Annotated in this window: 22 protein-coding genes, 2 tRNA genes and 1 pseudogene; 11 read left to right on the top strand and 14 right to left on the bottom strand. The window is 58.2% G+C overall.

Annotated elements, in window-relative coordinates:
* Positions 1-169 precede the first annotated feature (169 nt).
* Positions 170-994: an electron transfer flavoprotein subunit beta/FixA family protein gene (locus tag ACVWVQ_RS04345; RefSeq protein ID WP_414331223.1), complete on the bottom strand. Its 825-nt coding sequence runs from the start codon at positions 992-994 to the stop codon at positions 170-172.
* A 479-nt stretch (positions 995-1,473) separates the two neighbouring features.
* Entirely contained in the window at positions 1,474-2,562 is a 1,089-nt protein-coding gene (locus tag ACVWVQ_RS04340; protein ID WP_457507066.1) for an ABC transporter substrate-binding protein, read from the bottom strand.
* A gap of 270 nt (positions 2,563-2,832) precedes the next feature.
* Here ACVWVQ_RS04340 and argS point away from each other — a divergent pair, with 270 nt between their 5' ends.
* Entirely contained in the window at positions 2,833-4,629 is a 1,797-nt protein-coding gene (argS, locus tag ACVWVQ_RS04335; protein ID WP_457507160.1) for an arginine--tRNA ligase, read from the top strand.
* A 283-nt stretch (positions 4,630-4,912) separates the two neighbouring features.
* Here argS and ACVWVQ_RS04330 read toward each other — a convergent pair whose 3' ends face one another.
* Positions 4,913-5,278, bottom strand: coding sequence for a hypothetical protein (locus tag ACVWVQ_RS04330; RefSeq protein WP_011433539.1), 366 nt, complete (start codon positions 5,276-5,278; stop codon positions 4,913-4,915).
* 37 nt (positions 5,279-5,315) lie between these two features.
* A complete protein-coding gene (locus ACVWVQ_RS04325) occupies positions 5,316-6,992 on the bottom strand; it encodes a hypothetical protein (protein WP_457507064.1) in 1,677 nt (558 codons plus the stop codon).
* A gap of 575 nt (positions 6,993-7,567) precedes the next feature.
* Here ACVWVQ_RS04325 and ACVWVQ_RS04320 point away from each other — a divergent pair.
* A complete protein-coding gene (locus tag ACVWVQ_RS04320) occupies positions 7,568-8,596 on the top strand; it encodes a LysR substrate-binding domain-containing protein (RefSeq protein ID WP_457503466.1) in 1,029 nt (342 codons plus the stop codon).
* On the opposite strand, the gene ACVWVQ_RS04315 is transcribed toward ACVWVQ_RS04320, so the two are convergent.
* The gene (locus ACVWVQ_RS04315) at positions 8,478-10,931 is read right to left on the bottom strand and encodes a phospholipid carrier-dependent glycosyltransferase (RefSeq protein WP_457507062.1); all 2,454 of its coding nucleotides are present in this window, start codon (positions 10,929-10,931) and stop codon (positions 8,478-8,480) included. The two genes, ACVWVQ_RS04320 and ACVWVQ_RS04315, sit on opposite strands and share 119 nt — an antisense overlap.
* A 136-nt stretch (positions 10,932-11,067) precedes the next feature.
* Here ACVWVQ_RS04315 and ACVWVQ_RS04310 point away from each other — a divergent pair, with 136 nt between their 5' ends.
* The 3 genes from ACVWVQ_RS04310 to ACVWVQ_RS04300 all read left to right on the top strand — a co-directional run bounded on the left by ACVWVQ_RS04310 (position 11,068) and on the right by ACVWVQ_RS04300 (position 14,330).
* Entirely contained in the window at positions 11,068-12,645 is a 1,578-nt protein-coding gene (locus tag ACVWVQ_RS04310) for a cryptochrome/photolyase family protein (protein ID WP_457507061.1), read from the top strand.
* A 75-nt stretch (positions 12,646-12,720) separates the two neighbouring features.
* Positions 12,721-13,263, top strand: coding sequence for a transcriptional regulator NrdR (nrdR, locus tag ACVWVQ_RS04305; RefSeq protein WP_414374563.1), 543 nt, complete (start codon positions 12,721-12,723; stop codon positions 13,261-13,263).
* 263 nt (positions 13,264-13,526) lie between these two features.
* A complete protein-coding gene (locus ACVWVQ_RS04300) occupies positions 13,527-14,330 on the top strand; it encodes a hypothetical protein (protein WP_457507059.1) in 804 nt (267 codons plus the stop codon).
* 29 nt (positions 14,331-14,359) lie between these two features.
* On the opposite strand, the pseudogene ACVWVQ_RS04295 reads toward ACVWVQ_RS04300, so the two are convergent.
* From ACVWVQ_RS04295 to ACVWVQ_RS04285, 3 genes and pseudogenes are all read right to left on the bottom strand, one after another.
* Positions 14,360-14,878 (bottom strand): annotated as a pseudogene (locus tag ACVWVQ_RS04295) (IS5-like element ISSoc13 family transposase); the annotation flags it as partial.
* A tRNA-Leu gene (locus tag ACVWVQ_RS04290) sits at positions 14,874-14,954 on the bottom strand. The pseudogene ACVWVQ_RS04295 and the gene ACVWVQ_RS04290, both read right to left, overlap by 5 nt.
* Before the next feature lie 110 nt (positions 14,955-15,064).
* Positions 15,065-15,967: a PLP-dependent cysteine synthase family protein gene (locus tag ACVWVQ_RS04285; RefSeq protein WP_457507158.1), complete on the bottom strand. Its 903-nt coding sequence runs from the start codon at positions 15,965-15,967 to the stop codon at positions 15,065-15,067.
* A 210-nt stretch (positions 15,968-16,177) separates the two neighbouring features.
* Between ACVWVQ_RS04285 and ACVWVQ_RS04280 the strand changes: the two genes are divergently transcribed.
* The 3 genes from ACVWVQ_RS04280 to ACVWVQ_RS04270 are packed head-to-tail and all read left to right on the top strand — an operon-like array spanning position 16,178 to position 18,887.
* Positions 16,178-17,326: a cob(I)yrinic acid a,c-diamide adenosyltransferase gene (locus tag ACVWVQ_RS04280; protein WP_457507057.1), complete on the top strand. Its 1,149-nt coding sequence runs from the start codon at positions 16,178-16,180 to the stop codon at positions 17,324-17,326.
* Positions 17,326-18,075, top strand: a complete 750-nt coding sequence (locus ACVWVQ_RS04275) for a lysophospholipid acyltransferase family protein (protein WP_414413352.1) — start codon at positions 17,326-17,328, stop codon at positions 18,073-18,075. Before ACVWVQ_RS04280 ends, ACVWVQ_RS04275 begins: the two co-directional genes overlap by 1 nt.
* Positions 18,072-18,887 (top strand): alpha/beta fold hydrolase, encoded by an 816-nt coding sequence (locus ACVWVQ_RS04270; RefSeq protein WP_414400545.1) that lies wholly within the window; start codon positions 18,072-18,074, stop codon positions 18,885-18,887. The genes ACVWVQ_RS04275 and ACVWVQ_RS04270 overlap by 4 nt, the downstream gene beginning before the upstream one ends.
* Here ACVWVQ_RS04270 and ACVWVQ_RS04265 read toward each other — a convergent pair.
* The gene (locus ACVWVQ_RS04265; RefSeq protein ID WP_457507055.1) at positions 18,865-19,590 is read right to left on the bottom strand and encodes an HAD-IA family hydrolase; all 726 of its coding nucleotides are present in this window, start codon (positions 19,588-19,590) and stop codon (positions 18,865-18,867) included. The genes ACVWVQ_RS04270 and ACVWVQ_RS04265 overlap by 23 nt on opposite strands.
* Entirely contained in the window at positions 19,587-20,570 is a 984-nt protein-coding gene (locus tag ACVWVQ_RS04260; RefSeq protein ID WP_457507053.1) for a PhoH family protein, read from the bottom strand. Before ACVWVQ_RS04260 ends, ACVWVQ_RS04265 begins: the two co-directional genes overlap by 4 nt.
* A 557-nt stretch (positions 20,571-21,127) precedes the next feature.
* Between ACVWVQ_RS04260 and ACVWVQ_RS04255 the strand changes: the two genes are divergently transcribed.
* The 3 genes from ACVWVQ_RS04255 (at position 21,128) to ACVWVQ_RS04245 (ending at position 22,986) form a co-directional block, all read left to right on the top strand.
* A complete protein-coding gene (locus ACVWVQ_RS04255; RefSeq protein WP_457507052.1) occupies positions 21,128-21,676 on the top strand; it encodes a hypothetical protein in 549 nt (182 codons plus the stop codon).
* Between the two features lie 153 nt (positions 21,677-21,829).
* Positions 21,830-21,920: transfer RNA gene (locus tag ACVWVQ_RS04250), tRNA-Ser, on the top strand.
* Between the two features lie 307 nt (positions 21,921-22,227).
* Positions 22,228-22,986 carry a DUF92 domain-containing protein gene (locus ACVWVQ_RS04245; protein WP_457507050.1) on the top strand — a complete coding sequence of 253 codons (759 nt, stop codon included), beginning with the start codon at positions 22,228-22,230 and terminating at the stop codon, positions 22,984-22,986.
* Positions 22,987-23,151: 165 nt separating this feature from the next.
* Here the strand turns inward: ACVWVQ_RS04245 and ACVWVQ_RS04240 are convergent, their stop codons facing one another.
* The 4 genes from ACVWVQ_RS04240 to clpP all read right to left on the bottom strand — a co-directional run bounded on the left by ACVWVQ_RS04240 (position 23,152) and on the right by clpP (position 26,502).
* A complete protein-coding gene (locus ACVWVQ_RS04240) occupies positions 23,152-23,484 on the bottom strand; it encodes a ribulose bisphosphate carboxylase small subunit (RefSeq protein ID WP_457507048.1) in 333 nt (110 codons plus the stop codon).
* 8 nt (positions 23,485-23,492) lie between these two features.
* A complete protein-coding gene (gene rcbX, locus ACVWVQ_RS04235; RefSeq protein WP_011434137.1) occupies positions 23,493-23,900 on the bottom strand; it encodes a RuBisCO chaperone RbcX in 408 nt (135 codons plus the stop codon).
* Positions 23,901-23,966: 66 nt separating this feature from the next.
* Positions 23,967-25,391, bottom strand: a complete 1,425-nt coding sequence (locus tag ACVWVQ_RS04230; protein ID WP_011434138.1) for a form I ribulose bisphosphate carboxylase large subunit — start codon at positions 25,389-25,391, stop codon at positions 23,967-23,969.
* A gap of 508 nt (positions 25,392-25,899) precedes the next feature.
* A complete protein-coding gene (gene clpP, locus ACVWVQ_RS04225) occupies positions 25,900-26,502 on the bottom strand; it encodes an ATP-dependent Clp endopeptidase proteolytic subunit ClpP (protein WP_011434140.1) in 603 nt (200 codons plus the stop codon).
* Positions 26,503-26,870: the final 368 nt, after the last annotated feature.

The following is a 26,870-nucleotide window of genomic DNA, read 5'->3' as shown; positions in this document are numbered from 1 at the left end:
ACTGTGACTCCTAGGTTGAGATCGGGATTGAATCGGGTTGGGGTTGCGACGATGTCAGCAGAGTCCTTCTGGGTCAACTTTTCACCGCAGCCAGCTGGCCTGGGGTCGATGATCAGACAGTGATGATTGAGGGGCGATGGGGGGCCGGTGGGACGCAAGATGTAAAGATCTAGGAGGTTGCCGCGTAGCGGAAGAGGTCAACGGCCTGAGTTAGTTGGTTGACCAGTTGGGGGACGGACTGCCCTTGAAAGATCTGACAGTTGCCGCCAATTTCCCCCACTTTTTCGGTGGCAGCCACGATGGTTGGGGATCCCTTGAGACCGCAGCGCTCCGGGTCTGCCCCCACATCGTCCAAGTTGAGGATCTGGATCGCCTCGGCCCGTGCCGCCTCATCCCGCATCAGCCGCTGCACCCGCTGCACACCCCGTAGAGTGGGGTAGGCCAAACGCCGAGCGGAATTGGCCACCGTAATCAAAACCGGCAGGGGCACCATCACGATCTGGGATCCCCCTTCGATGGCCCGCCGCGCCACCAGGATCCCATCCCGAATCTCGAAGGCTTCGCAATAGGTGACCTGAGGGATCCCCAACCGCTCCGCCAACTGCGGCCCCACCTGGGCCGTATCGCCGTCGGTGGTCTGGAGCCCGCAGAAGATCACATCGGGCCGGCCAGCATAGCGAACCGTCTGGGCCAGAGTATAGGCAGTGGCTAGGGTATCGGAAGCGGCCAAGCGGCGGTCGGTCATCAAAATACCCCGATCCACCCCGTGGGCAATGGCCTCGTAGAGCACCTCAATGGCCGGGGGTGGCCCCATTGTAATTGCCGTTACTCTCGCCCCGTGTTGCCGTTTGGTTTGCAGAGCTGCTTCCAGTGCATAGCGATCAAAAGGGTTTAACATCCGCTTGGCCTTGGCGCGATCGATCGTGCCGTCACTGTTGATGCCGGCCTTGGCGTTTTGATCGGGAACTTGCTTAATCAGAACAAAAGTTTCCAAGGGCCCAAACTTCCTAGCGACCCTCTTCAGATTAAAAGGGATCCCTGAGCACCACACACTTATTCAGCTTTTTTTCGGGATCGGAAAAGCTATCTCGACTTCAAGCACCCCTAAGCTACTCTTCCCAATACATCTGTTTCTCAGGTTTGATTTCATTGACATGCTCCCCATGCCCAAAGGCAGGGGCCTTACGGCGTTCTTGGGTAACCCTAAACAAAGTTCGAGACACTCCCCTACTGCTCCATGCCGCTTCCGGTCTCCCATCCACCAACGCGAACAGGTCTCCCGTCGGCCTCTTTCAGGAGCAGCCTGGGATCCCTGCCACGAAAAGCTTTGGGGATACTTCGCGGATGAGGGATCCAATAAGGACGCAGACCGCACCTGCAGCCAGAAATAGCCTCCCAGCAAGCAGGATAAGTTGGCCTGCACCGGCAAGCCAATAGACAGAGGCTTCAAAATCGTTGCTGGCCTAACCCAGATTATCCAATCATCCGCTTAGACTTGGGTGGGAGCAGACTTCCATCAAACACTTGCTCTAGAGAGGGCTTAGTGGGCAAGCCAAAGCCATCCACCACCTGAGCAATTGAGGTTTCCATACGCGCGGGCACCACATCCCCCAAGCCAATTTCTCGCACCTCATCGGTAACAAACAGGCGCGGCATTGCCAGGGTAAGGCGCAATTTCTCAATTGCCGTATCCAGCACTTGTCCGTCGGCCTTGGCTTTGTCCAGAAGGGCCAACATATTGCCATCGGTATCACGAATAGTGTCTTGCCAACCCTTGACATAGGCCCGCAAGAAAGCTTTGAATTGCTCAGGCTTCTCACGCAGCAATTGCACACGGGTGATGACGGCATTGCCATACAGCTCAAGGCCGTAGTCGTTGTAAAGGAAGGGAACAATATCTTCCAGCTTGACCCCGCCCCGCACCAAATTGGGCATGGCCGAGGTCATAAAGCCGCTGATTGCATCCACCCGACCTTGGATGAGGAAAGGTTCGCGCAACTGCGGCTCCATGGTCAGCCACTCCACCGACCCCGGATCGATGCCGACTTGCTTGGCAAAGACCGGCCAGAGCCGACGCGGCGCATCCCCTGCCGGTGCTCCTAGCTTCTTGCCCACCAGTTGGGCCGGCTCCCCAATGCCCTTATCTTTCAAGGTGTAGATGCCAAAGGGAGAGCGATTGAAGTGGACATAGATCGCTACCAAGGGCACGTCCGGATTTTTGGCATTGAACTCGATCATGGAGTAGGGATCCCCTTCCCCCAGGTCGTACTGGCCAGCGGCAATCTTGGTGATGGAATCGGCGGAGCCATAGCCGCGCTCGTAGGTGACCTCCAGCCCCTCTTCGGCGAAGTAGCCCTTCAAGATCGCCGTTACAAGGGGGGTATCCATCGAAGAGGGCAACCAAGAGAGGGTAAACTTCAGGGGCGTTAGGCCCTGGGAAACCAGCAGCGGCCCTCGGCTCTGGGCTCTAGCCTTTAGGTTGTACCCCCCAACAGCGGCCAGGGAAGCAGCCGCAGCAGCAGACTGAATGAATTGGCGACGCGACGATTTCGGGATGGACATATCTATATGCTCCACAGCACCTGGCTCAGTAGGGATCCGCAAACGGGAATGCGGCAAACAATGGAGTGAAGACTATAAGCAACCAACTTAGCAAGGCGGAGTCAAACTTCTGTATTTGAGGATACCTTTACCTGCTGGGGGATCCCCTTTTAGCCAAGGTGAGAACTCTGCCTTGGTCATGGCCGGTTCGTTGCCGGTATGATAGTGCTCCTGCTGCCGCAGGGATCCCGATCGCCATTGCTCTTAACTCACGTGTATCCCTCTTCAACCATGGCCATCCAATCCCCTTCCACCTCCCTGGTTCGCTTTCTCGCCGGTGCTGTATCTGAGGCCATTCGACAGGCAGCAGAAGCAGGCCAACTGGGATCCCTGGCTCCCCCACAAGCCGCAGCCATTGCCCCCGTGATCCAGATCCCCAATGACCCTCGCTACGGGGACTACGCCTGTCCCACCCCCCTGGGCATGGCCAAAGCCTGTCGCATGGCACCGACACAGATTGCCCAAACCCTGCAGAGCCATCTGGATCTGCCGGACATCGAAACCCAGGTGGCGGGGGCCGGGTTTATCAACTTCCGGCTGGGGGATCCCTTTTTGGCCGAGCGCCTGCAGGAGCTGCTGCATCTGGGAGAACACTTCGGCAAAACAGCCACCCCCCATCCCGAGCGCATTCTGCTGGAGTTTGTCTCCGCCAACCCGACGGGGCCTTTGCATGTGGGCCATGGGCGTTGGGCTGCCGTCGGCTCCACAGTGGCCAACCTGCTGCGCTGGACGGGGCACCAGGTGGAGCGGGAGTTTTACATCAACGATGCCGGCAACCAAATGCGGCTCCTGGGCCAGTCCCTCGAGGTGCGGGTGCGGCAACTGCAGGGGGAAGACATCGCTTTGCCGGAAGATGCCTATCAGGGCACCTACTTGATCGAGATGGCCCAACGTCTCTTGGAGCAGGTGAAAGCCGGGATCCGCCCTCTGCCCACCACCCTAGAGGAGTACACCGATTTTGTCTATGGGGAAATGCTGGCCTGGCAGAAGCAAACTCTCCAGCAATTGCGCACCGAGTTTGATCACTGGTTTAGCGAGCGCCGCCTGCACACCCCCGATCCCGAGACGGGCCTGAGCGCCATCCAACAGACTTTACAGGAGCTGGAAGAACGCGGCTTTCTCTACAGGGCCAAGGCTCCCCGGGGTGAGGATCCCAAGCCAGGAGCCGAAGAGGCCGTCTATTTCAAAACCCAAGAATTTGGCGACGACAAGGATCGGGTGGTGCAAAAGGCCGATGGTTCGTTCACTTATCTAGCCGCCGATATTGCCTACCACCGGGATAAAGTGCAGCGGGGATATCACCGGCTGATCAACATTCTCGGCTCGGATCACCATGGCTATATCGGCCGCTTAAAGGCGGCGGTGGGTGCCTTCAGCCCAGATGTCAAGCTGGAAATCTTGATTGGACAATTTGTCAAATTGTTCAAAACCGACCCGCAAACCGGTGAGAAAACCGAAGTGCGCATGTCCAAGCGCACCGGCAACTTTGTCTCACTCAATGACCTGATCGAAGATCCAGAAATTGGCGTGGGGGTCGATGCAGCCCGCTGGTTTTTGCTTAGCAGCAGCATGGACAGCCCCATCAACTTCGATTTGGATTTGGCCGTCAAGCAAACTTTCGATAACCCGGTCGTGTATGTTCACTACAGCCATGCCCGCTGTTGCACTCTGCTGCGGCGGCTACAGGAAGAAGAAAAGGTTGAACTGACCAACAAAGTCCCTTTGACGGAGCAACAAAAACTGCCCTACAAAGAGCCAGAAGAGCGGGCCCTGCTGCTGCGCTTGTTGGCCTTGCCGGATGAGCTGATCGCCGCTGCCGAAGAGCGCGCTCCCCACAAGATCATCCGCTATGCAGAAGCCATCGCCGCCGATTTCAACAAGTTTTACGACAACTGCCGTATTTTGCCGCTCTTGAAAGAGGATCCCCTTTTGGCCCAAGCCCGCATCCAATTGGTGCAGGCCACGCAGCAGGTTTTGTTTAACGTCCTCACCGGCATTCTCGGCCTGAGCGCGCCGGAGTCTATGTGATTTACGAAGGAGTGCCGTAAGGCCCCCAGCTCACGCTCTGGGCGGAAGCCAGCTATAGCGGTCGCGAGTAGGTCAATTGCAATAAACCGTTCCACAACGCATAGTCATTTATCTCACCGTCAAGGTGAAACAAACGACCGGTTGCTTCCTGCTAAGGCCTCTGGCCCGCTAGCGCGATCAGTTGAAATAGATGGTAATAAAAACCACGACTGCTATCAGCCCCTTTGATTCCGGTAACGCCGATCCCCGTCTCGATGAGGGAGAGGAGATAGGGCTCAAGCGCCTAAGTTTCGACTCTGTGGGCGCGCAAGAGCAAGTTGGTTCCCAAGTCCTCTTGGGCTGCCCAAAAGGCGCAAATCCACCACGAAACCTCGTCTTGGCGATAAATGCCACAGGTGAAAGGATAAGGTTGCAAAATATTCGCCATCTGCGCTAAGGCCGGAACTTCCGCCATGTAGTCGGCCCACACTTGGGGATCCAAGGCTTCGTAGGTGAAATCGGAAGGAAAGAATGTGCAACTGGATTCCAGGCTGGGCCGGTTGGTCAGCAACAATTGAGCAGGATCTGAGGATTCACAGCCCAAGCGATCCCCGATCTGAAAGGTCAGTTGAAACAGGCGGTTAATCAGATCAAATTGCTCAGGGCTCATAAGTTCAGAATTCCTAACTTTCAGATTGGGATGGGCGTTAGAGTTGACAGGTGCGACGGCTGCGCTCCAGCTCCGGCTCGATCCAGGAGAGGGCGAAGTGACTCACACAGGGCAACTGCGGAAAGCGACGGGCCAGCTCTGCCATTTGCACTTCTAGGCTGGGGCGCTGTCGTTGCGACTGTCCCCATAGGCCGGCGATGGCCGGACAAACGAAGGTTTGGGGAGAAGCTACGGCCAAAACCTGCTCCACCTGCTGGGCTACACAAGTGGCATCCTCACACCTGGCATAGGCCATTGGGTGCCATTCCATACCCGGATCAAAGCGGTCCCAGGGTTGCAGACGAGCGTCAAACCCTTCTCCTACTGCTTGGTTGCCTTCTGGGAAGAAGACAGCCCCCACCGGGATCCCCAGCCTCTGGGCGGGTTGGGCGGCCTGCTGTAGATAATCGAGAACGCCGTAGCGGGCAAACTCGACGCTCAGCTGCCAAAGCTGCTGCTGCCAACGTTCTTGGCGAACGGCGGCGCTGGGGGTGGGGGAAGGGGCAGGAGTTGGTGCTGCTGCCTCAGAACTGGAATCCGCCGGTTTCTCCAGACTCTCTGGTAAATCTTTTGCAGAGGAAAGCTGATCCCCCTGCCAATTCCTGCTGGCCATGTCTTGGGCAGCCCAGTCCAGTAACTCTGGGGAAAGCGCCCATTTCTCGGTCGGGCTGGGCCAGGGATCCCCTGGCTGACGCCATCTGGGTTCCTCGGCGTAGGCGGCATCCAACTGCTGCACATCCCTCACCGTCACGTAGCCCTGGCTCAAATAGCGCTCCAGCAGCGCCCGACCCGCCGGGTTTTCTGCCAAATTGAGGTAGGCTTTCCGGGCGGCCTCTCCATGAATCCACAAGTCTCGGACGGTGGCCGCCACGCTGGATCCCCCTGAGCCACGCGGATAGCGAATGTAGTCGAAAAGGATCCCATCTGGCTGTCGCTGTAGGATGCGGCGGACTAACTCGGCAAAATCCCGCCGTGCCAGGGGATGAAAGGGATCCACAAACACCTCATCCGGGCTGCCCAAATCTTCCCCAAGGGCTGTTGCCGGATCCAGAACAGTGGTTATGCCGCGACCGTTGCGGGCCAGGGCCACCTGTCGATCGGGCCGTTGTCCGTAGCTGTAGCCGAAATTGAGGGAAAACACCCAGGCATAGGCAGATAAGCCGCGGCGTCGTGCCGCCTTCAGAGCCAGATCCAACAAGTCGGCGTTGGGCTGTAAGCTGGGCCAGATCCCTCCCGCGCCATCCGGCAAAATGGAGCGACCATCGTAAAAGGTCTCGATAAAAACGCGGTTGTAGCCCAGGTTTACCACTTGGTCGAACACCTGATCCAACACGCCCGGATTGGCATCACAGGGATGCAGACGTACCCAGATGGCCTGGATCTGGGGCCAGCGTTGGCTGCGGCAGGCGATCAAGGCAGCGCCATGTTCGGCCAAAACTTGGGTGTACTCGGCCCAAGCAGCATTCGACTGGGCAGCCTGTTGGCGCAGTTGAGCCTTGCGCGCTACCTCCTCGGGCGGCTGTCGGCAGTAGGCGTCGAGCCGAGCAGCCAAGTGGGATCCCCTCTGTTCCGCACTGTCTACGGAACCAGAGCTGGGGAAAAGGGAATGGCCGGGCCACAAGAACTGAGCCTGGGCCGTGATTCCGGATCCCAGCAACATCAGCGCGCCCAGCACACCCGCAAGCCAGCGGCTCCCTTTGTTTTTTGGCAGTCTTAGCACTGATACATTCACGCTGAACTCTCCTGAACATGGTTCAGGAAAGAAGCGATCGCATCCTGCCTATCTCTGAGCAGGAAGGCGGTATCCCGCAAAGCCCTGAGGAATACCCCCCGAGCGCTTTCCCCCTTCACTTCCCGGCAACCGTTGCGGTGGACTCAAGGATCAGGGGGAAACTTGGTCTACTATATCCCTCTCAATGACTTTTGCCAAACCGCCTAAAGCTCAGTAAATTCAGCAAAGTTCAGGGTTTTGGGGGTTAGAGGCATGCTCTCAACCTCCACGAGAATGTCTGCGATCGTACTCTTCTCCTGCCCAGAGAGCGGCTATTGAAAAAAAACAGCCGCCCGTGCCCACACCGGCGCAATCCCTTGGTCGATCTCTACCTTAAGTCCGAGTGGTAGGGGGTTGCTCTTCGGTTTTGCCCCTTTCGCCACTGTGACCGTCAGCCAGGCTCTCCTAGGGATCTCGCCAAAAGGCATAGATTAGCGCTTATGATTTAGTAGTAAACCTTTAGCTTTTCTTGATTGTCCATGAAGGCCATTACCCTGCATCAACTGCAAATCTTCGAGGTTGCCGCCCGCCACCTGAGCTTTACCCGCGCTGCCGAAGAGCTCTACCTGACCCAACCCACGATTTCCATGCAGATCAAGCAATTGAGCAAAGCCGTGGGGTTACCGTTGTTTGAACAGGTGGGCAAGCGGCTGTATCTCACCGAAGCGGGGCAAGCTTTACACCAAACCTGCGAGAAGATTTTTGAACAATTGAATCAATTTGAGATGACCCTTGCCGACCTGAAGGGGCTAAAGCAGGGACGGCTGAGCATTGGAGTGGTCACCACTGCCAAATACTTTATACCCCGTCTGCTGGGGCCATTTTGTCAGCAGTATCCCGGCATTGACGTAGCTCTTAAGGTGCTCAACCGCCAGCAGGTTTTGGAGCGGATGAGCAACAACATGGACGATCTCTACGTGATGGGGATGCCGCCAGAAGATCTGGACGTGGTGGCACAACCTTTTCTGGAAAATCCTTTGGTGGTGATGGCCTCTATTCATCATCCCCTGGTGGGCCAAAAGGGGATCCCTCTGGCGCGCATTGCCCAAGAACCTTTTTTAGCCCGTGAACCCGGCTCCGGCACCCGCATGGCTGTAGAGCGGCTCTTCGACAAGCATAACCTGAAACTCAACATCCGCATGGAGATAGGCAGCAGCGAAGCCATTCGCCAGGGCATTGTGGGTGGATTGGGCATTTCGGTTTTGTCTCAGCATGTGTTGGCCTTGGGGGGGTGGCAGCATCATCTGGCTATTTTGGATGTGGAAGAGTTTCCCATTCGGGGGTTCTGGCATTTGGTCTATTTGCGCTCTAAACGTCTTTCGGTGGTGGCCAAAGCTTTTGCCGACTTTCTTCTTTCCCAGGTTTCTCAAATGGAGCTGGACTTTGTGGCTAAAGAGCAGCACAAATCCAATTCAAATCCCAATCCAAATCCGCTTTCCGGCAAAGAGGCTGAAGCACAGCCGAGAGCTCTTGTCGCAACCCCCGGATCCCCTCAAAGTCGTGAGTGAACAATACTCGCAAAAACCCCAGGTAAGCCCGCGCCCACTCGTCTTCCGGATCCAGCTCGACGATCTGTTGAAAATGCAACTGAGCTGCTTCTGGTTGTAACAGCGCCGCCAACATCAAGCCCAGTTGGTAGTGGCTTTGGATTTGCTGGCTCGGTTGGCCTTGGGCAGCAGCCTGTTGCCGTTCCCCCTCCAGCAGTTGCCGTACCAGGATGCGATCTGGATCCGTCAAAAAAGTCGGGTATTGCAGGGTTGTCCAGGCATTGAGGTAAAGGGAGAGGGCCTGCAGATCCCCAACAGCGGCAGCTCTGGCCGCCCTGCGGAGAGGAAGTAAGGGATCCGTTACAAGGGGGGATCCCTCCTTCGGGAAGCTCGACAGGGATCCTCTCCAGGATTGGTGTAGGGAATGGCGGATCCCTTTGGGCGACTGCCATTCCAGGTGGAGAAGGCCACCTCTTGGGAAGTCGGTTGTGGGCAGCGTCAAGATCTCTTCCACCAGCCAGCCGCCTGTTGAGTTGAGCTGCAGGCGATTCTGCCCCAGCACCCAGGCCCGCTTCTCCAAAACCCGTCCTTGCCCATCTTCCAGCCGCGCCCAAACCAGCGTCTGGGCCAAGTTCTGAGCTGGGCCTTGCCAGTGCAACTTCCAGGCCGGGATCCCCAGCTCCGACAGCGTCTCAACCTCCACCAGCTCCACCTCCCCAGCTTCCAGAGGCCACTTCTGCACCGTCACTCTTGGCATGCGAGGGAAGTAGGTGTGCAGCCGACCCAAGGTAGGCAACTCCACCGCCGGATCTTGTCGCCAGTCTGGGCTGCTGCGCAGGTGCTGCCGGATCTGCTCCTTAGTCGGGCCATAAGGGCCGATAATTCCCTGTTCCCCTTCGGCATCCACAAACCCATCCAGCAAGGATAGCTCCAGCTCCGGCCAGGGGATTTGCCCAGCAGCGCGGAATGTAACCGGCCAGCGCTGAAGAGCCGCCAAGTAGGTGAGGGTTTCGGAAGAGATCAGCTCTGTGTTGGGGAGAACCCCCAGCGTGGTGGTCAAGCCTGGCTGGATCAAGGATTGGATCCACTGGGTCAGCTCCTGCGTGGGGTGCTGCCCCTGCCAGCGCATCTGGATCCCCGTCCACAGAGGGGCCACCCCTGGGGTGAGGGGCCGACCCAAATTGGCCAAGGCCAAGCAGCCCAGAACTAGCCCTGCACAGACTCCCCTTTGCAAAGCCCACGCACCCCAGCGTTCCTCCAACCACCGGCAAGCCTTTTGGATCCCGCCTACTGATAACACGGCCAAGAGAGGCAGCAGGGGTAGGGTGAAGCGCACATCTTTGATGTCCACCAGGGTGTAGAGAAGGTAGCCCGAACCGTAGGTGGCCCACAAGACTGCCTCTCGCCTGTCCAGGGATCCCCACCCGCTCAGCAGCGGCAACCCACACAAAAAAGGGCTCATCTGCAGGGGCAAAAGGCGCAAGTAGGCAGTCCACCAGCACAGGGATCCCGCTGGGCAAGTGATGTAGTAGTGGGCAGTCTCGGCGTAAGCCCAGCCATTGCTGAGCACAAACAGCCAATTGGCCCCATACCAGGGCCAGCACAAAAGCAGCATCACACCCATCCCCAAGGCCAAGTGGGCCAGCCGCGCCGGCCAAGGGATCCCTTTCCACCACCCCACCGCTTTCCCAGAGCGCCAGAGGGCCTGACCTGCAACTCCCACCAAAGGCAGCAGCAAAAACAGCACCCCTGTCCACTTGGTGAGCAGCACCGCTGCCACCCCCGCCCCCACCCCCACCGCCCCCCACCAGGAAGGCTTCTCCCCATAGGCCCACAGCGCCCAAAACGCCAGCGTCACCGCCACCACCAGCGGCAACTCCAACATGTACACGTGGGCCAAAGCCGTGATCCCCGGATAGAGGAGCACCAACGCCGCCGCCAGCCAGCCCACTTCCCCAGAGCGATAGACCCGCTGTCCCAGCCGCTGCGTTGCCAGAACCAGCACCCCCAGCAACCCCAAGTTGAGCAACTGCCCGTCCGCCCGGCTGAAGGGATGTAGAACTGCCAAGGGGATCCCCAGCCAATAGGCCAAAGGGGGGTAGCGCTGGTTCAAATGCAAAAACTGCTGCCCCCACAGCCCATCCCAGCGAAACCGTCCCAGGTGAAGCCCAAAAGCCTGCGCCTGCAGCAGATGCTGCGCCTCATCCCACGCCGGCGGCAAGGGATCCGTCCAATTCCAGATCACCAGCAGCAGCAGGGCCACCATCCCCAGCCCGGCCCACCACCGCAGGAAAGGGATCCCCAGCCTGTGGGGTCTCTCCGGCAATGTCTCTCTCTCCTCGTCTGTACCGTTCATGCTTTGAAAACAATCCGCAGAGATTCAGCAGACATTGGGATCCCTTGCAACTGCCACCTGGCCTTGCCCCCCAGAGCTAAACTCAACCTGTGTCATTCTCAGCGCTCCTCCCATAGACCGAGAGCTTCAGCATCCCATGATCGCTCCATCTGCCGGCCCAGAAGGGGTTTGGATCCTTGCGGATCAACTCCACCCCCAGCAATCCGCCCTCGCTTCCCTCTCGACCCTATCCCCAGACCGAGTTCCCGTCATTCTCATCGAATCTCACCGGTGGGCCAGCTCCCGCAACCACCACCAGCAGAAATTGGTGCTGGTCTGGTCGGCCATGCGCCACTTTGCCCAAGAACTGCAACAGCGGGGCTACCCAGTCACCTACGTGGAAGCCGACAGCTATGCCGAGCCCCTGCAAACCTGGGCCAAGCAACATCAACTGCAGCAGATCCGCCTCATGCAGCCAGCTGATATTCCCATCCGGGAGGAGGTGGAAAATCTGAGATCCACCCTCCCTTGCCCCCTCCTGATCTTGGAAAACAACCACTTCCTCTGGACAGCTGATCAATTTATCGAGTGGGCCTCAGGCCGCAAGCGCCTGCTTCTGGAAGACTTTTACCGCGAAGGGCGCAAACGCTTCCGCATTCTCATGGATGGCCCCAAGCCCCTGGGCGGGCGCTGGAACTACGACCGGGAAAACCGCCATCCCCCCAAACCCGGAATGCGCTACCCTCGGCCCCTCACCTTCCCCCCCGACGCCATCACCCAGGCCGTGATCACAAAAGTTAAGCAACACTACGGCCATCACTTCGGATCTCTAGAAGGATTTGGCTGGGCCGTCACCCGCGCCCAAGCCCTGCAAGTGCTTGATCACTTCATCCACGAGCGCCTGCCCCACTTCGGCCCTTGGCAAGACGCCATGCAAACTGGGGAAGACTTTCTCTACCACTCCCTGCTTTCCCCTTACCTTAATCTGGGCCTGCTCACCCCCCACGAAGTCATTGCCGCCGCCGAACGGGCTTACTATCAGGGTGGGATCCCCCTGCCCTCCGCCGAAGGCTTCATCCGCCAGATCCTGGGCTGGCGGGAGTACATGCGCGGCTTCTACGAATACCAAATGCCCAACGGCTATGCCCAGAACAACTTTTTTGGCCACCAGCGACCCCTGCCAGAGTTTTTTTGGACGGGCAAAACCGACATGGCCTGTCTGCAGCACACCCTGGATCAAATTCGCCGTCATGGTTATGCCCACCACATCCAGCGGCTAATGGTGCTCAGCAATTTCGCCCTCATCAGTGGCATTCAGCCCCAGGCAGTAGAAGCGTGGTTTCAGGATGTGTTTATCGACAGCTACGACTGGGTGATGCAGCCCAACGTCATCGGCATGGGCCTTTTTGCCGATGGGGGCATGCTCTCCACCAAACCCTATGCCGCCTCTGCTCAGTACATCCGCAAAATGAGTGACTACTGCCGCCATTGCCGCTACAATCCCAGCGAAAAGGTTGGCAAACAAGCCTGCCCCATCAATACGTTGTATTGGGACTTCCTGTTGCGTCAGCGATCCCTCTTGGCCCCCTTGGGCAGAATGAAATGGGTATTGATCCATTTGGATCGCATGGAACCGGAGCTGAAGGCCCAGATCCAGGCGCAAGCCGCTGCTTGGTGGGATCCCTTGCAATCTGCACTCGACGAACAGAGTCCATCTCATTTGCAATCTGTCTAAGCACCAGAAGATTAAGCATCCGGTAAAATTGAGGCACCCTCCTACCCACCTGTCGCTTTGTAAGGACTGCAAGCCATGAAATGTCCCCGCTGCAGCAAACAAGAAATCCGAGTTTTGGAATCTCGTTCGGCAGAAGGTGGCCAGAGTGTGCGGCGGCGGCGAGAATGCATGTCCTGTGGCTACCGCTTCACCACCTATGAGCGCATCGAGTTCATGCCCATCATGGTCATTAAACGGGATGGATCCCGCGAAAGTTTCAACCGCAACAAGATCCTGCAAGGGGTGATGCGTGCCTGCCAAAAAACCCCCGTCACCGTCAGACAGATGGAAGAGCTGGTCAATGAGATCGAAGAAAAACTGCAATTGGAAGATGCCCAAGAGGTAACCAGCCTGCGCATCGGCGAGATGGTGCTGGAGCGCCTGCAACACCTAAGTGAGGTGGCCTACGTGCGCTTTGCCTCCGTTTATCGCCAGTTTCAGGGTATAAAAGACTTTGTCAATGAGCTGGAACAGTTGGAACCACCTCTGCGACGGGATCTGGAGCGGCTGCTGCGGGACTCCTCTGCCTCAGATTCCGAATCTTCAGGCTCCCCGGACTTGGTGGGGGAGTATTCGTGACGTGGGAACGACAGCGCAAGCCGGCCCTCCCTGGAAGCAGCGGGGAAATGGCGCTTGTGGGCGGGAAAAATTGCTGTGAAGAGATCGCCCATTCCAAAGGCTTAGCGGTATGCTTGGGGTAGCAATCGCGGCTTACACTAAAGCTAGAGCTGCATGCCTTTAGATTGCCGGTGTTCAGCACTATCCTTGGAGATCCCTGATATCTTGGATCCCTCTGTGTCAAGCTGTCCCAGCCCCCTGTCCTTCCGAGTCGATCCCAATTTATGCAATACGGTTTTCGGGGTTCTAGCCCCTCTGGCACTCGCAACAGCAACAGTAACCCCAGTGGCTTTCGCTCCCCTGCCGCAATGGAGACGGGGCCAGGGGTGGTGCCGATTCAGGTGTATCAACAAGTGGCCGAAGAGTTGGAGTCTGCCCGTCAGCAGGTAAGCCTGCTTTCCTCGGAAAACCAGCACCTGCGCGCTCTGCATCAGCAGTTGTCTGGAGAGCTCGCTGCCATCACCCGAGAGTTCCAGGGGCAATTGGGCCACACCCTGAAGCGCCTGCAGCAAATCAGCCTACGGCTTGCTGACGCAAATGGCCAGGCTGCCCAAGTTGCTGCAGCTTCTGAAGCCTCTTTCCAACAGAACAGCCCGACTGCCAATCCCGGCCAACCGGAAGCCCCTCCCAGCTACGATTTTTTGAATCGCCTCAAGCGCCGACAGGCCCGCAACGAGACCCCCTCCTTCTCATCCAACGGCTTTGCCCCGTCCTCCTTTGATTCCCTTCGCCACCCTTCCACCCACACCTCTGCCGAGCCCTACCCCCGCACTGGCTACCAGGTTCCTTCCCTGGACGAGTTGATGCAGGATAGGGGCGGCCCGGATCCCTATCTCGGCGAGGCAGACTCCTCAGCCTATTCCACCGGCATTTATCAGCGGGTACGGGAGCAACATCACGGATCCCAGGGCTCTGCCGTACTTTGGATAGCCGCTGCAGTCGTCTTAGTCATTGGATCGTTTGGGTTGGGATTTGTAGCCGTGCAGCCCTTTTTGCGCAACAACCCACCGTCCGTGCAAGCACCCTAAGAGCTGTTCACAGGATGCCCCAAAACTTGCTAGGTTCTGTTGGTCTTTATATTTGTATATTTGAGCCAGAAGAGAGCACCTGGGAAGTCGAGAAAGCTCAAGAAGTTCCTGGCCAACTTGTCAAAACGAGAAAACAAATGCCGATACTGCTTCAGCTTCTGAAAAAAGCACTCTACTGGGTGCCTCTCTCTGTAAACATGCCGGTCGTAATCTTGCACCACCCTCCTCTTCTTCCTAGAAGGAATCACCACCCGACTCTCCCCTATCCTCTGCGTAAATCGATGGGAATCCTATCCTCTATCCCCTATCACTTTCGTGTGTTCTTCTTGCCAGCTGTATCCACCTCGACTCCTGCCCAAGGCTTGCTCCCCTTTGGCTGCACAGGGGTGAGCACGAACGATGGTTGAGTCCAGGACAAGATGCTCTCAATCGGGTTCTGTGATGAAGAACTGAAACATTCTCTCCCAGACTCCCAAGCGACTCCAGCGATGGAATCTTGGGTAAATGGTGTACCACTTTCCACATCTTTCCGGGAGGGATCGATGCGGATGGCGAGACTCGAACTCGCAAGGCAAAGCCACACGCCCCTCAAACGTGCGCGTATACCAATTCCGCCACATCCGCTTCCGAGCCTAACCATCATAGCGACAGAAGGGTGGAGTTGTTAAGGGCATTGGCCATTTTGCAGCCGACGGCTTGTCCTGCCTTGTTGACATACTCCCCATGCCTGAAAGTTAATCCTCTGTCCAGAAACGCTCGGAAAGATATTTGTCAGCCCCGTCGCAAAAGATGGTCACCACCACTCCAGAGGAGAGCTGACGGGCCACCTCTAGGGCTGCCACCACATTGGCCCCGGCAGAGATGCCCACCAGCAAGCCTTCCTCTAAAGCCAAGCGCTTAACCATTTTCTGGGCTGCTTCTGTGGAGATCTCGATGTGCTGGTCGGGTAGGGTGGGATCGTAAATCTCAGGTTTTAGAGCGGTGGCCATGTGCTTGAGCCCTTCTAGGCCATGGAAGGGAGAGTCGGGCTGCATGGCAATGATTTGGATATCCGGGCGATACTCTCGCAGGCGCCGCCCCACCCCCATACAGGTGCCGCTGGTGCCTAGCCCGGTAACAAAATGGGTGACCTGCCCCTGGGTTTGCTCCCAAATCTCCACCCCAGTGGTTTCGTAGTGGGCTTGCCAGTTGGCGGGGTTGCTGTACTGGTCAGGGTAGAAATAAAGCTCGGGGTTTTCCGCATAGAGGGCGCGGGCTTTCTCGATGGCCCCATCGGATCCCAGAGCGGGATCCGTCAGAACCAAGTCCACGCCGTAGGCAGCCAGGATCTTCTTGCGCTCTGGGCTGGCGTTGGCGGGAAGGGCCAGCTTGACTTTGTAGCCCAAGGCCGCCCCGATCCAGGCATAGGCGATGCCGGTGTTACCGCTGGTGGCATCGAGGATGATCTTGCCGGGGGTAAGCTTGCCCTGGCGTTCGCCAGCGCGAATCATGTTGAGGGCCGGGCGATCCTTGACTGAACCCCCAGGGTTGTACCACTCTGCCTTGCCGTATACCCGTACCGATTCCGGCAAATCGGCAGCAACCCGCCGCAGACGGATCAGCGGCGTCCCCCCCACCAGCTCAATAGGGCTATCCACAGCAGGGAGTAACGGGCGAGAAGAAAATGCAGTCGGATACAAGGGGGATCCCTCGCTAGACAGGCATCGGCTGGACAACCATTGCTCATCTTACCCCGGTCTTTCCGGCCTCTTGGGAGCTTTTTAGTTTCCCCCTCCTGCCCAAGTTCTGGCTAGGCTCCAAGTAGGCTCTAAGATGGGGGTAGAAAAGTGGGATTTTCCCACAGCAGGATGACGCGGAGGGGCATGGCAGAAATTGGGATTGTGACTGCCCAGCAGTTTGATCGGCGACGGGGCCAGATCCATGTCTACGACGGCGAGGGCAAAGGCAAGTCCCAGGCGGCCCTAGGGGTTGTGCTGCGTTCCATTGGCTTGGGGATCGAAAAGGCGGCCCCCAGCCGGGTGTTGCTGGTGCGGTTTCTCAAGGGGCCAGGCCGAACCTATGCTGAGGATGCGGCCATTGCGGCTCTGCAGCGAGGCTTCCCCCATCTCATCGATCAATTGCGCACCGGGCGGGGAGAGTTTTTCGGCCCAGATGAGATCACCAAGTTTGACCGTCAGGAGGCCCGCCGCGGTTGGGATGTGGCCAAAGGGGCTTTGGCGTCGGGGTTTTACTCGGTGGTGGTGCTGGATGAGCTCAACCCGGTGCTGGATCTGGGCCTGTTGCCTGTGGAGGAGGTGGTCAGTACCCTCAAGCAAAAGCCGGAGGCCATGGAGGTGATCATCACCGGGCGCGGCGCTCCCAAGGAAATTATCGACCTGGCGGATTTGCACTCGGAAATGCGCAGCCTGCGTCGGACGGCGGATCCCCGCAACGGCGAGCTTCCTTCCAGCGGCATCGAGATCTACACCGGCAACGGCAAGGGAAAATCCACCAGCGCTCTGGGTCGGGCTCTGCAAGCCATTGGGCGCGGCATCAGCAAGGATCTCTCCCATCGCGTGCTGATCATGCAATGGCTGAAGGGGGGAACGGGCTACACCGAGGATGCAGCCATTCGGGCCCTGCGGGAAAGCTACCCCGATTTGGTGGATCACCAGCGTTGCGGTCGGGACGCCATTGTCTGGCGGGGCAAACAACAGGAAATCGACTATGTAGAAGCGGAGCGGGGCTGGGAGTTGGCGCGGGCGGCCATTGCTTCCGGCCTGTACAAAACCATCATCCTGGATGAGCTGAACCCGACAGTGGATCTGGAGCTGTTGGACGTGGAGCCGATTGTCCAGGCTTTGCTGCGCAAGCCGCGCGATACGGAGATCATCATCACGGGGCGGTGCCATGCCCCCTTACCTTACTTTGAGCTGGCCTCTGTCCACTCGGAAATGGTGAGCCACAAGCACTATGCCGAGCAGGGGGCCGATCTGCGGCGCGGGGTGGACTATTGATGGGATCCTTCGCAGCGTTCTCAGCCAATTCTGCTCTCTCTTGGCCTCCAGACCCCAGGACTCTGGCCCAGTTGTTGCTCACCCTTTTCCAGACGGAAGTGTGGGTGGAGGGCAAGGAGCACGTTCCCGCCGGCCCGCTGGTGGTGGTGAGCAATCACCGCAGTTTTCTGGATGCGCCGGTGCTGATCGCGGGGTTGGACCGACCGATTCGCTTTGCCTGCCATTACTACCTGGCTCAGGTGCCGCTGCTGCGGGAAATCGCCCTGGCTTTGGACTGCATTCCCCTCAAGCAGGGATCCCGACAGCAAATCCATTTTTTTCGCCAGGCGCAGGCCAGTTTGGCAGCGGGGGTGGGTGTGGGGATCTTCCCAGAAGGGGCGGAGCAGATCACCCGTGAGACCTCGCCTGGGGAGGTGGGGCGGTTTCAGCCAGGTTTTGCCCACCTGGCGCTGGCGGCAGCGGTGGATCCCTTGCCGATTCTGCCGGTGGCGGTGTGGGCGCAGGAAGAATGGCGGGGAGTAGATATTCCTATGGCTTTTTTCCGCTGGTTTGACCCCACTGAACCCCGATTTCAACAGGAAGGGGGACATCCGGTGGTGTTGTATCGGCGGGTGGTGCTCAGGGTGGGATCCCCCCTTTGGGTGGGCAGGAAGCAGCGCCAGGGATCCCGACGCGAGCGAATGCAGGTCATTCAAGAGCTAACTGCAGCGGCCCGAGAACAGGTGCGATTGGGATTGGCAGAGAGATGAGAAAGTTGAGTGGCGAGCCGGTAGCATCTGCCTCTAGCTTGGTCAGCCCGGCAACGGGAGCGGTCGGTCAGGAGCGGCCCCTGCTGCTGTATTTGCCCGGTATGGATGGCACAGGTACGTTGTTTTACCGGCAGGCGCAGGCTTTGCGGCGGGAGTTTCGCATTCGCCCCCTGAGTTTGAACCACCCGGAAGCGGGGGATAGCTGGGAAACCCTGGCCGATTGGGTGGGATCCCAGCTAGAAGCGGGGGCGTACTTGTGTGGAGAATCCTTTGGGGCCTGCCTGGCCTTGTTGGTGGCTGCCCAATGGCCGGAACGGTGCCGCGGCCTCATTTTGGTCAATCCGGCCTCGTCGCTGCGACGCAGGCCCTGGTGGTGGGCAGGACATGTTCTCTTGCCCTTTTTGCCGCCGGCGCTCTATCACCAGTTGTCGGAGCGAGGGTTGGGGGCTTTGGCGGAGCTCAGCCAAATGGAGCCGCCGGATCGGGAGCGGCTGCGCCAGGCGGTTCACAGTGTTGAGCCCACAGTGGCTGCCCAGCGCTTGGCTTTGCTGGGATCCTTTGCTGTGGAGAAGCTGCCCCTGGAGTCGATGACCCTGCCAACTTTGCTGGTGGCGGGGGGACGGGATCGCCTGTTGCCCTCGGTGCAGGAGGTGGGCTGGCTGGCGGAACGGCTGCCCCAGGCGCAGGTAGAAATCTCGCCCCAGAGCGGCCACGCTTGCCTGCTGGAGCGGCGGATGAACCTGCGGCGTTACCTGCTCAAGCCGGATGGCCTTTTTGCCCCTCTGCTGCTCAATTCTGCTTCGGCCCATTGAGCATGGACAGGGATCCCCACAGATCTTCTATCCGCTCTGGGCCGGAGCTCTCCTTCCCCTCTCGATCCAGCCAAAGGGCCCTCAAGCCTGCTGCTTTTGCCCCCTGGTAGTCTTCGCGGTGGCTGTCGCCGATGTGGCCAGCAGCTTCGGGGGGGATCCCTTGGGCGGCCAGGGCGGCCCGGAAGATCAGGGGATGGGGCTTGGCATAGCCCACTTGGGTGGAGAGGGTGAGGGTGGAAAAGTAGGGATCCAACTGCAACTGCTGTAGCACTCTGGGCAAGCGGCTGTCGAAGTTGGAGATCACCCCCAACCGGATCCCTTCCTGCTGCAGGGCCCGCAAAGCCGGCAGCGTCTCGGGATACAGCTCCCAGGGATCCGCCCCGGCAAAGTGCTCAAACAATTGGGCGAAAAAGTCTTCAAACCGGTGCTCTCCGAAGGCAGCCAGGGATCCCACCCGGGCAAAAGTCTCCCGCACCACCTGGCGCCACCAGGTCCGCTCCCACTCCCGCAAAGGGGATCCCGTCAATCCTGGGCAGGCCGGGGCTGGAGCCTGGGCAAAAACTTGGCCAAAAGCGCGATCCAAGGCCTGGGGATCCACCCTTACCCCATACTCCGCTGCCACCTGGCTGTAAACCTGGCCCACGCTGCCCCGCACCCGAAACAAAGTGCCCACAGCGTCGAAAAAGAGCACCCTCAGCTTCACGACTGCCCCTCGTAGCGGGCGTAGGCATCGACAATCCGCTGCACCAGAGGGTGGCGCACCACATCCCGCTGGTCGAAGTAGCAAAAGGCAACCCCCTCTACCCCTGTCAGAATACGCTCTGCCGCTGCCAGGCCGGACATGCGATGTTTGCCCAGATCCGTTTGGGTGAGATCCCCGGTAACCACCATGCGCGACCGGAACCCCAGCCGCGTGAGGGCCATCTTCATCTGCTCGGGGGTGGTGTTCTGGGCTTCGTCCAAAATGATGAAGGCATTGCTCAAAGTACGGCCTCGCATATAGGCCAGCGGCGCCACCTCGATCACCCCCTGCTCCATCAACTGCGGCAGCTTGGCCGGGTCGATAAACTCGTACAGGGCATCGTAAAGGGGCCGCAGATAGGGATCCACCTTTTCCACCAGATCCCCCGGCAAAAACCCCAGTTTTTCTCCCGCCTCCACAGCCGGGCGAGTCAAGATCAAACGCTCGTACTCCCGGTTTTGTAGGGCAGCAATGGCCACAACGGCAGCCAGATAGGTTTTTCCTGTGCCCGCCGGTCCAATGCCAAAGCAGAGGTCGTGGGTGCGAATGGCTCGCACGTACTCCTGTTGGCGGGGCGTTTTCGGTCGGATAAGCTCCCCTTTGCGGGTGCGGGCCAAAACTCCTGCTTGTGCTTGCTGGTAGGCGGCAGCCTCTTGTCCGGAGAGGGCGCGAAAAGCTTGCTCTGCATCGATCACAGTGACGGGGTGCCCAGTTTGCCAAAGCGGCCTCAGCAATTCTAGCCATTGCCGCACCTGCTGCCGCTGTTGGGGAGTGCCTTTCAGGTACAGGTCTTGTCCGCGCAGCGTTACAGAAGCACCGCTGGAGCGACTGATCCACCTCAGGTTGGCCTCCTGAGTGCCCGCCAAAGACATGGCCTGTTGAGGATTGGACAGAGAGATGACTTCGAAATCAGAAGAGAGGGAAGTAGGGTTGTCGTGCATGCCGTGGGCGCCGGGCACCCTGGGAGACCTGTAGGGGTGATCTTACCAAAAACGCTTGTCAGGGCGCTCTGGGCTGTGGAAAGCCGCTGCAGAGCCCAGGGGTCGAGCGCAAGAGTGCTTAACAGGCGATTACACCATTAATGTGTTCCAAAATACAAGCTTCTGGAAGATCTGCAGCAAACCTGGATTTGGGTTCTGGCCTTCATTCGCAGCCGAGTCACAGGGAATTAACAACTCTCTAAGGTTCCCTAAAAAAGTATTGCAAAGGGCTCTTTTTTCGGGAATAGCTCCTATTCATCAAGTAAAGTTGATCTATTGCTAAAGGGGCTTGAACTCCCAACCTCTCATCCGTTTGGGCAAGAGCTTGAGGTTTTCAGCTCCGTTGGGCATCGTGCATCTGACATTCTCTACCCAGCAGGGGAGATGTGAATAGGTTGGTCTCTTACAACCCTTCCCTAGACACATTTTTGGGATCCCTGCGGCTCCTCAATCTCTGGGGAGGGAGCCCATCCTTTCTGGAGTCATTTTGAAAAATCAGATGGAAAAAGGAGAGATAGATGTTTACCCAATCTGCGTCTGATACCCTGGGGTTGGCACAACTGGATTTGGCGCAAATTCCGCGGCAGATCACCTGCGATGGCAGCGACTTGGATTGGATCCAGGCCCTGGCCATCGAAGGGATCCAACCTGAAGAAGAAGCTTTACAGGCTTGGATGGCTTTCCGTGACCTGCGGGTGAACCAAGAGGCGGGCAACATTTTACGCTGGCAAGGGCGTCCGTTGCGGGCCAGCCGTATCCGCTTTTTCCCCAGGAATGTGGCTTGGCGCTATGGCTTCTCGTTTTCCACCAGCATCCGCTCGCCCCTTGGCAAAGGGATCCCGACCCCTGAGGAGTGGCGCTACCCAGGCCTCTGCCGCTACGGGATTGTGCTGTTTCAACCCAACGCCCAACTGGTGGCCCATCAGGTGTTCGAGTCCTCGCCAGAGCAGCCCCAAGAGGTGGATCTGTATCCCAACTTGGACATTGGCTTCAACATTAACGATGCCAAGGGCAGCTACGGCGACAATAGCGGCAGCTTCGATATTTACCTGCAGGTGGTGAGCTAGGCCCACCCAATCTCAGGAGTTGTCTCCAGAAGAGATCCCGACTGGGAGTCCTGGCAGGCCGGGTCAAAGGGCGGTTGTCGGGTGGGATCCCATCCCCTACAATAGGTGAACTGGTGGCTGGATCCCAGCCTGCTTGTTGCCCCTGCTAGCCCTGGAGAGGTGGCTGAGTGGTCGAAAGCGGCTTCCTGCTAAGAAGTTACGGGGCCCAAAAGCTCCGTCGAGGGTTCGAATCCCTCCCTCTCCGTTTCTGTAGTTGACCAAGAAAACTGGGTTGCAAGCCCCGTCCTACCGCTGCGCGGCAGCAAGCTGAACAGGGCGGCTTTGTGCTATGGTGCTGGTTGAACTCCGCCAACTTGAATATGGCGCAGTGTCAACAGGAAAAGTATCTGCGAGTTCATCCCAGTAGTTGGGGTCATGGCATCCCCCATCACTCGCAAGGGTGGTGTGGCCCAGGAAGTGGGGATCATCCTGCGACCTGGGAAAGAATCCTTACCCTTTAGGGCAGGGAGAATGTCAACCTCGGTTGCAATTTCACCCCCTTCTGAGCGTTTATGTGGCAGGCGTGGCTTCTGAGTCAGTGGGGGGTGGCACTCTGGCTCAACCTGGCTCTGGTGGTGCTGGGTCTGCTGAGCCCTCAGAAAGCTCTGACGCGAGCAGGGGTCATCCACGCGGGCCTTCTGGGCTTGCTGGTGTGGGGGGGGCTGGGGGGGCGGGGCTACGCGGTGGTAGCCGCCTATTTTTTAATAGGGACAGCCGTAACCAAACTGGGGATCCGGCGCAAGCAGGCGCAGGGGATCGCCGAAAAGCGAGAGGGGGCGCGAGGGCCGGAGAACGTCTGGGGATCCGCTTTGACCGGGGCAGGATGTGCGGTGGGATATGCTTTCTTCCCGCATCCCCTGTGGTGGTTGGGGTACAGTGCCAGCTTCGCGGCGAAATTGGCCGATACCGTCAGCAGCGAGGTGGGGAAAGCCTATGGCCGTAAGACCTTCTTAATCACCACCTTCCAGTCCGTGCCGGCGGGCACAGAAGGAGCTGTAAGCCTAGAGGGATCCCTGGCGGGAGTGGCAGCAGCGGCAGGGATGGCCGGGTTGGCCTGGGGGATTGGCGGGGAATGGGTAGGGGGAAGCCCATTTTGGCTGGGCATCTGCTGGCTGGCCGGGATCCTGGCCACCTTGGCAGAAAGCTGGATGGGAGTGGTGTTGCAACCCCGTTTGGCTTGGATGACCAACGAAGTCGTGAACGGCATTCAAACAACTTTGGCCGCTCTTCTGGCGGCAGGGCTGGGATCCCTTGTGGGCATCGGATCCTAGAAACAACGGCGTTAGCGTTGCGGAGCAACAATACACGGGGCTGGAAGGCTTTTCTCAGTAGCCCAGGCGTCTCACCCTAAACTGAAGCGAATATAAAGACAAAAAGGGGAGAAGCTCTCCCCTGTTGCTGGCCAGAACTTGATCGGGAACTGGCAAGACGCTCTCCTAGCGCAGGCCGCTGGGCTTATAGACCAGGAAGCTGAGCACTTGGCATTGCTTAATGTTGTCGAACCCCACCACGCGAATGAAACAGTTGGGGTAGGTGCTGCGGCAAGCCTGCACCTCACTGAGCACCTCCTGGGGAGAAGTGGCGCTGAACAGGGGCAGCTTCCACAGTGTCCAGTAGCGAACCGTCGGTTCAGAAGATTCGTTGAACTCTATGGCAGGGATATAGCCCTGATCCAAGATGTACTGCACCTGCTTGATGATCTGCAGATCCGTCAGCGGCGGCAGATAGGAGAGGGTTTCGTAGCGGCGCTCTTTTGGTAAGGTTTGCATGATCGGTGTCACTCCGTTTCGAGCCTAGGGTTTTGTGGGGGGGATCCCGCTTCCGGGTGGGTAACGGGTAGGGATCCTGTTGCTGAGGTGATCCGTTCTAGATGATTGCGGCGGTGCTCCATGTTGGCTTGCTGGATGCCGGCTTTGGCCATTTCCGGCAGGTAATCGACCACCTCCGCAGCAATGTGTTCACGAACGGTCATGATGCGATAGGCCAACTCAGGACGCTCAGCCAGCAAAGCCCGCAGGTAGGCTTCCCCATCCTGAAGGTTTTGCCGAGCGGAGAACTGCTGTAGCCAAAGAGCCCTGGGGGGATCTGTTTCGCTCAGTTGAGCCAGCACCGTGCGCATCGCCTGATAAGTCAGGTAGCTGATCAAGGTCTTGGCGGTGTCTTTGGCGATCTGTTTCAGATCCATTGCCGATCCAGGGAGGGAGCCAGTAGGGCAAGAGAGCCGTGGGGATCCCCTGCCCCCAGCAGATCTCTAGAGGGTGTCGACGGCCTTGAACTCGAACTTGATTTCCTTCCACAGCTCGCAGGCAGCCGCCAGCTCCGGCGACCACTTGGCCGCTTCCCGGATGATGTCGTTGCCTTCACGGGCCAGGTCTCGACCTTCGTTACGAGCTTGGATACAAGCCTCCAAGGCCACCCGGTTGGCGGTTGCGCCCGGCGCATTGCCCCAGGGGTGCCCCAAGGTTCCGCCGCCGAACTGCAGCACCGAGTCGTCGCCGAAGATTTCCACCAGTGCCGGCATGTGCCAAACGTGGATCCCGCCGGAAGCCACCGGCATCACCCCTGGCATGGAAGCCCAATCTTGGGTGAAGAAAATGCCGCGGGAGCGATCGGCCTCTACGTAGTTTTCCCGCATGAGATCCACAAAGCCCATCGTGATGGCGCGGTCGCCTTCCAGCTTGCCCACCACCGTACCGGAGTGCAGGTGGTCGCCACCGGACATGCGCAAACACTTGGCCAACACCCGGAAGTGGATGCCATGGTTCTTCTGCCGGTCGATCACCGCGTGCATGGCCCGGTGAATGTGCAGCAGAATGCCGTTATCCCGGCACCACTTGGCCAAGCTGGTGTTGGCAGTGAAGCCAGCTGTCAAGTAGTCGTGCATGATGATAGGGGCGCCCAACTCCTTGGCAAACTCGGCCCGCTTGAACATCTCTTCGCAGGTGGGCGCCGTCACGTTCAAATAGTGGCCCTTGATCTCGCCGGTTTCCGCTTGGGCCTTGTGGACAGCCTCCATCACGAACAGATAGCGATCTCGCCAGCGCTGGAAGGGCTGGGAGTTAATGTTTTCGTCATCTTTGGTGAAGTCCAGGCCGCCCCGCAGAGCTTCATACACGGCCCGCCCGTAGTTTTTGGCAGAAAGGCCCAACTTGGGCTTGATGGTGCAGCCCAGCAGCGGACGGCCATACTTATTCAATTTGTCCCGCTCCACCTGAATGCCATGGGGAGGGCCCTGGAAGGTTTTCAGGTAGGCCACCGGGATCCGCACATCTTCCAGCCGCAGCGCCTTTAGGGCCTTAAAGCCAAAAACGTTGCCCACAATCGAGGTGAGCATGTTGGTCACCGAGCCTTCCTCGAACAGATCCAGCGGATAGGCGACGAAGCAGAAGTACTGGTTGTCTTCGCCGGGAACCGGCTCGATGTCATAGCAGCGGCCTTTGTACCGATCCAAGTCGGTAAGCAAATCGGTCCATACCGTTGTCCAGGTGCCCGTCGAAGACTCAGCCGCCACGGCTGCCCCCGCCTCTTCGGGAGGAACGCCCGGCTGAGGAGTAACCCGGAAACAGGCCAAGACATCGGTATCCTTGGGTGTGTAGTCGGGAGTGTAATAGGTGAGTCGGTAATCCTTCACCCCGGCTTGATAGCCGCTTTTGGATTGGGTTGCTGAGTAGGCCACGTTGATCTCCCTCTGAACGAATTACAGAACCAGAAAATGCCCTTCACGGATGCAACCAAGAGGAAAAACTCAGGGCCAAAACTCGAGACCGCCGAGTTTCCGTGAATAAGACCGCCCCACAACCATGAGGCCAAAGTTGGGCTTTAAGACACTCTTCATCCCGGCGGATGGAAGCCCTAAACCCTTCTTTTCGAGCGCCTTCAATTACTAGCTTCGACTCCCTGGATTTGCAAACCCAGCGGAAAGGAATTTATACAGCGCCTAAGCTAGAATCTCGGCAAACACAACTCTATATAGGTTTAATCCTAAGCTATCATCCGCAATAGTGGGCTGAACATTACTTTCTTTATGAGTTTGATTAGTTTAATTAAAGTGAGGCCCCCTGCTTCCCGCTGAGAATACAGATTTCTTTGGCTTTCTTAATATCTTTTGGGTGGAATCCCCGGCCAAAACCAAAAGCTCCCTTCTTTGAGGGAGCAGAGCAAACCCACCCGCAGGGCCTGGACGGTCAAGAAACGGCTGCCAGGGTTGGCTGGGGTCTCTTGCTGATCACCTGGTCGATAAGGCCGTACTCTTTGGCTTGTTCTGGGGTCATGAAGTTGTCGCGGTCGGTATCTCGTTCGATGCGCTCTAGAGGTTGGCCGGTGTGGTAGGCCAGCAGGCTATTGAGGCTGTTTTTGATGAAGAGGATCTCTTTGGCCTGAATTTCAATATCGGTAGCTGGCCCCTGAGCTCCACCAAGGGGTTGGTGGATCATGATGCGGGCGTGGGGAAGGGCAATGCGCTTGCCTTTGGTGCCCCCTGCCAGCAGAAAGGCTCCCATGCTGGCAGCCAAACCAATGCAGATGGTGGAGACATCCGGCTGAATGTGCTGCATGGTGTCGTAAATGGCCATGCCAGCATAGACAGAGCCGCCGGGGGAGTTGATGTAGAGGTAGATGTCTTTTTCAGGGTCTTCGGACTCCAAGTAGAGCATCTGGGCCACAATCAGGTTAGCAATGTCGTCGTCCACCTGGGTGCCCAAGAAAATGATCCGATCCCGCAAGAGACGCGAGTAAATGTCAAAGGCGCGCTCGCCTCGCGCAGATTGCTCAATAACGGTGGGAATCATGCCAGTCCAAACGATGGGTCAGTCCTTACTAGTGTAGTCTAAGCCACTGGATGGATGCTTTGCTCAGGACGACTCACCGGCCCGCCTCCGTACGGGGCTCGATGGGGTGTGAGCCGGCTAGAACAGCAAGGAGACGGGGTGGTTATGGCGGGATCCCTCTTCTTCTGGGATGTGGAACGGGTCTGAGGTGTGGCTCTTTGTGATGTGGTGAGGTAAACTACCCGGCACCCGCGCTATGCGCAGGGTGCGGGCTTTATCCCAATCCCTAGCTGACCCAGAGGACAGCTAAGTTTCGGAATTTCAGGCGAGTTTACAGTCGCCCCAAGGAGAGAGATTACTTGAGCAGCGTTATAGTCAGCATCCCCTTC

The organism is Thermostichus sp. MS-CIW-36, assembly GCF_054059035.1.
The sequence above is the reverse complement of the archived record's forward strand: the minus strand, read 5'-3'. Positions and strand labels throughout refer to the sequence as shown.

Excerpts from the sequence above, each read along its gene's own strand:
- ACVWVQ_RS04275 (WP_414413352.1), top strand. The coding sequence starts at position 17,326 with ATGGGATCCTTCGCAGCGTTCTCAGCCAATTCTGCTCTCTCTTGGCCT.
- ACVWVQ_RS04340 (WP_457507066.1), bottom strand. The coding sequence starts at position 2,562 with ATGTCCATCCCGAAATCGTCGCGTCGCCAATTCATTCAGTCTGCTGCT.
- ACVWVQ_RS04260 (WP_457507053.1), bottom strand. The coding sequence starts at position 20,570 with ATGCACGACAACCCTACTTCCCTCTCTTCTGATTTCGAAGTCATCTCT.
- ACVWVQ_RS04300 (WP_457507059.1), top strand. The coding sequence starts at position 13,527 with ATGCAATACGGTTTTCGGGGTTCTAGCCCCTCTGGCACTCGCAACAGC.
- ACVWVQ_RS04315 (WP_457507062.1), bottom strand. The coding sequence starts at position 10,931 with ATGAACGGTACAGACGAGGAGAGAGAGACATTGCCGGAGAGACCCCAC.
- ACVWVQ_RS04270 (WP_414400545.1), top strand. The coding sequence starts at position 18,072 with ATGAGAAAGTTGAGTGGCGAGCCGGTAGCATCTGCCTCTAGCTTGGTC.
- ACVWVQ_RS04240 (WP_457507048.1), bottom strand. The coding sequence starts at position 23,484 with ATGCAAACCTTACCAAAAGAGCGCCGCTACGAAACCCTCTCCTATCTG.
- ACVWVQ_RS04320 (WP_457503466.1), top strand. The coding sequence starts at position 7,568 with ATGAAGGCCATTACCCTGCATCAACTGCAAATCTTCGAGGTTGCCGCC.
- ACVWVQ_RS04310 (WP_457507061.1), top strand. The coding sequence starts at position 11,068 with ATGATCGCTCCATCTGCCGGCCCAGAAGGGGTTTGGATCCTTGCGGAT.
- rcbX (WP_011434137.1), bottom strand. The coding sequence starts at position 23,900 with ATGGATCTGAAACAGATCGCCAAAGACACCGCCAAGACCTTGATCAGC.
- ACVWVQ_RS04245 (WP_457507050.1), top strand. The coding sequence starts at position 22,228 with ATGTGGCAGGCGTGGCTTCTGAGTCAGTGGGGGGTGGCACTCTGGCTC.
- ACVWVQ_RS04280 (WP_457507057.1), top strand. The coding sequence starts at position 16,178 with ATGACGCGGAGGGGCATGGCAGAAATTGGGATTGTGACTGCCCAGCAG.
- ACVWVQ_RS04330 (WP_011433539.1), bottom strand. The coding sequence starts at position 5,278 with ATGAGCCCTGAGCAATTTGATCTGATTAACCGCCTGTTTCAACTGACC.
- clpP (WP_011434140.1), bottom strand. The coding sequence starts at position 26,502 with ATGATTCCCACCGTTATTGAGCAATCTGCGCGAGGCGAGCGCGCCTTT.
- nrdR (WP_414374563.1), top strand. The coding sequence starts at position 12,721 with ATGAAATGTCCCCGCTGCAGCAAACAAGAAATCCGAGTTTTGGAATCT.
- argS (WP_457507160.1), top strand. The coding sequence starts at position 2,833 with ATGGCCATCCAATCCCCTTCCACCTCCCTGGTTCGCTTTCTCGCCGGT.
- ACVWVQ_RS04255 (WP_457507052.1), top strand. The coding sequence starts at position 21,128 with ATGTTTACCCAATCTGCGTCTGATACCCTGGGGTTGGCACAACTGGAT.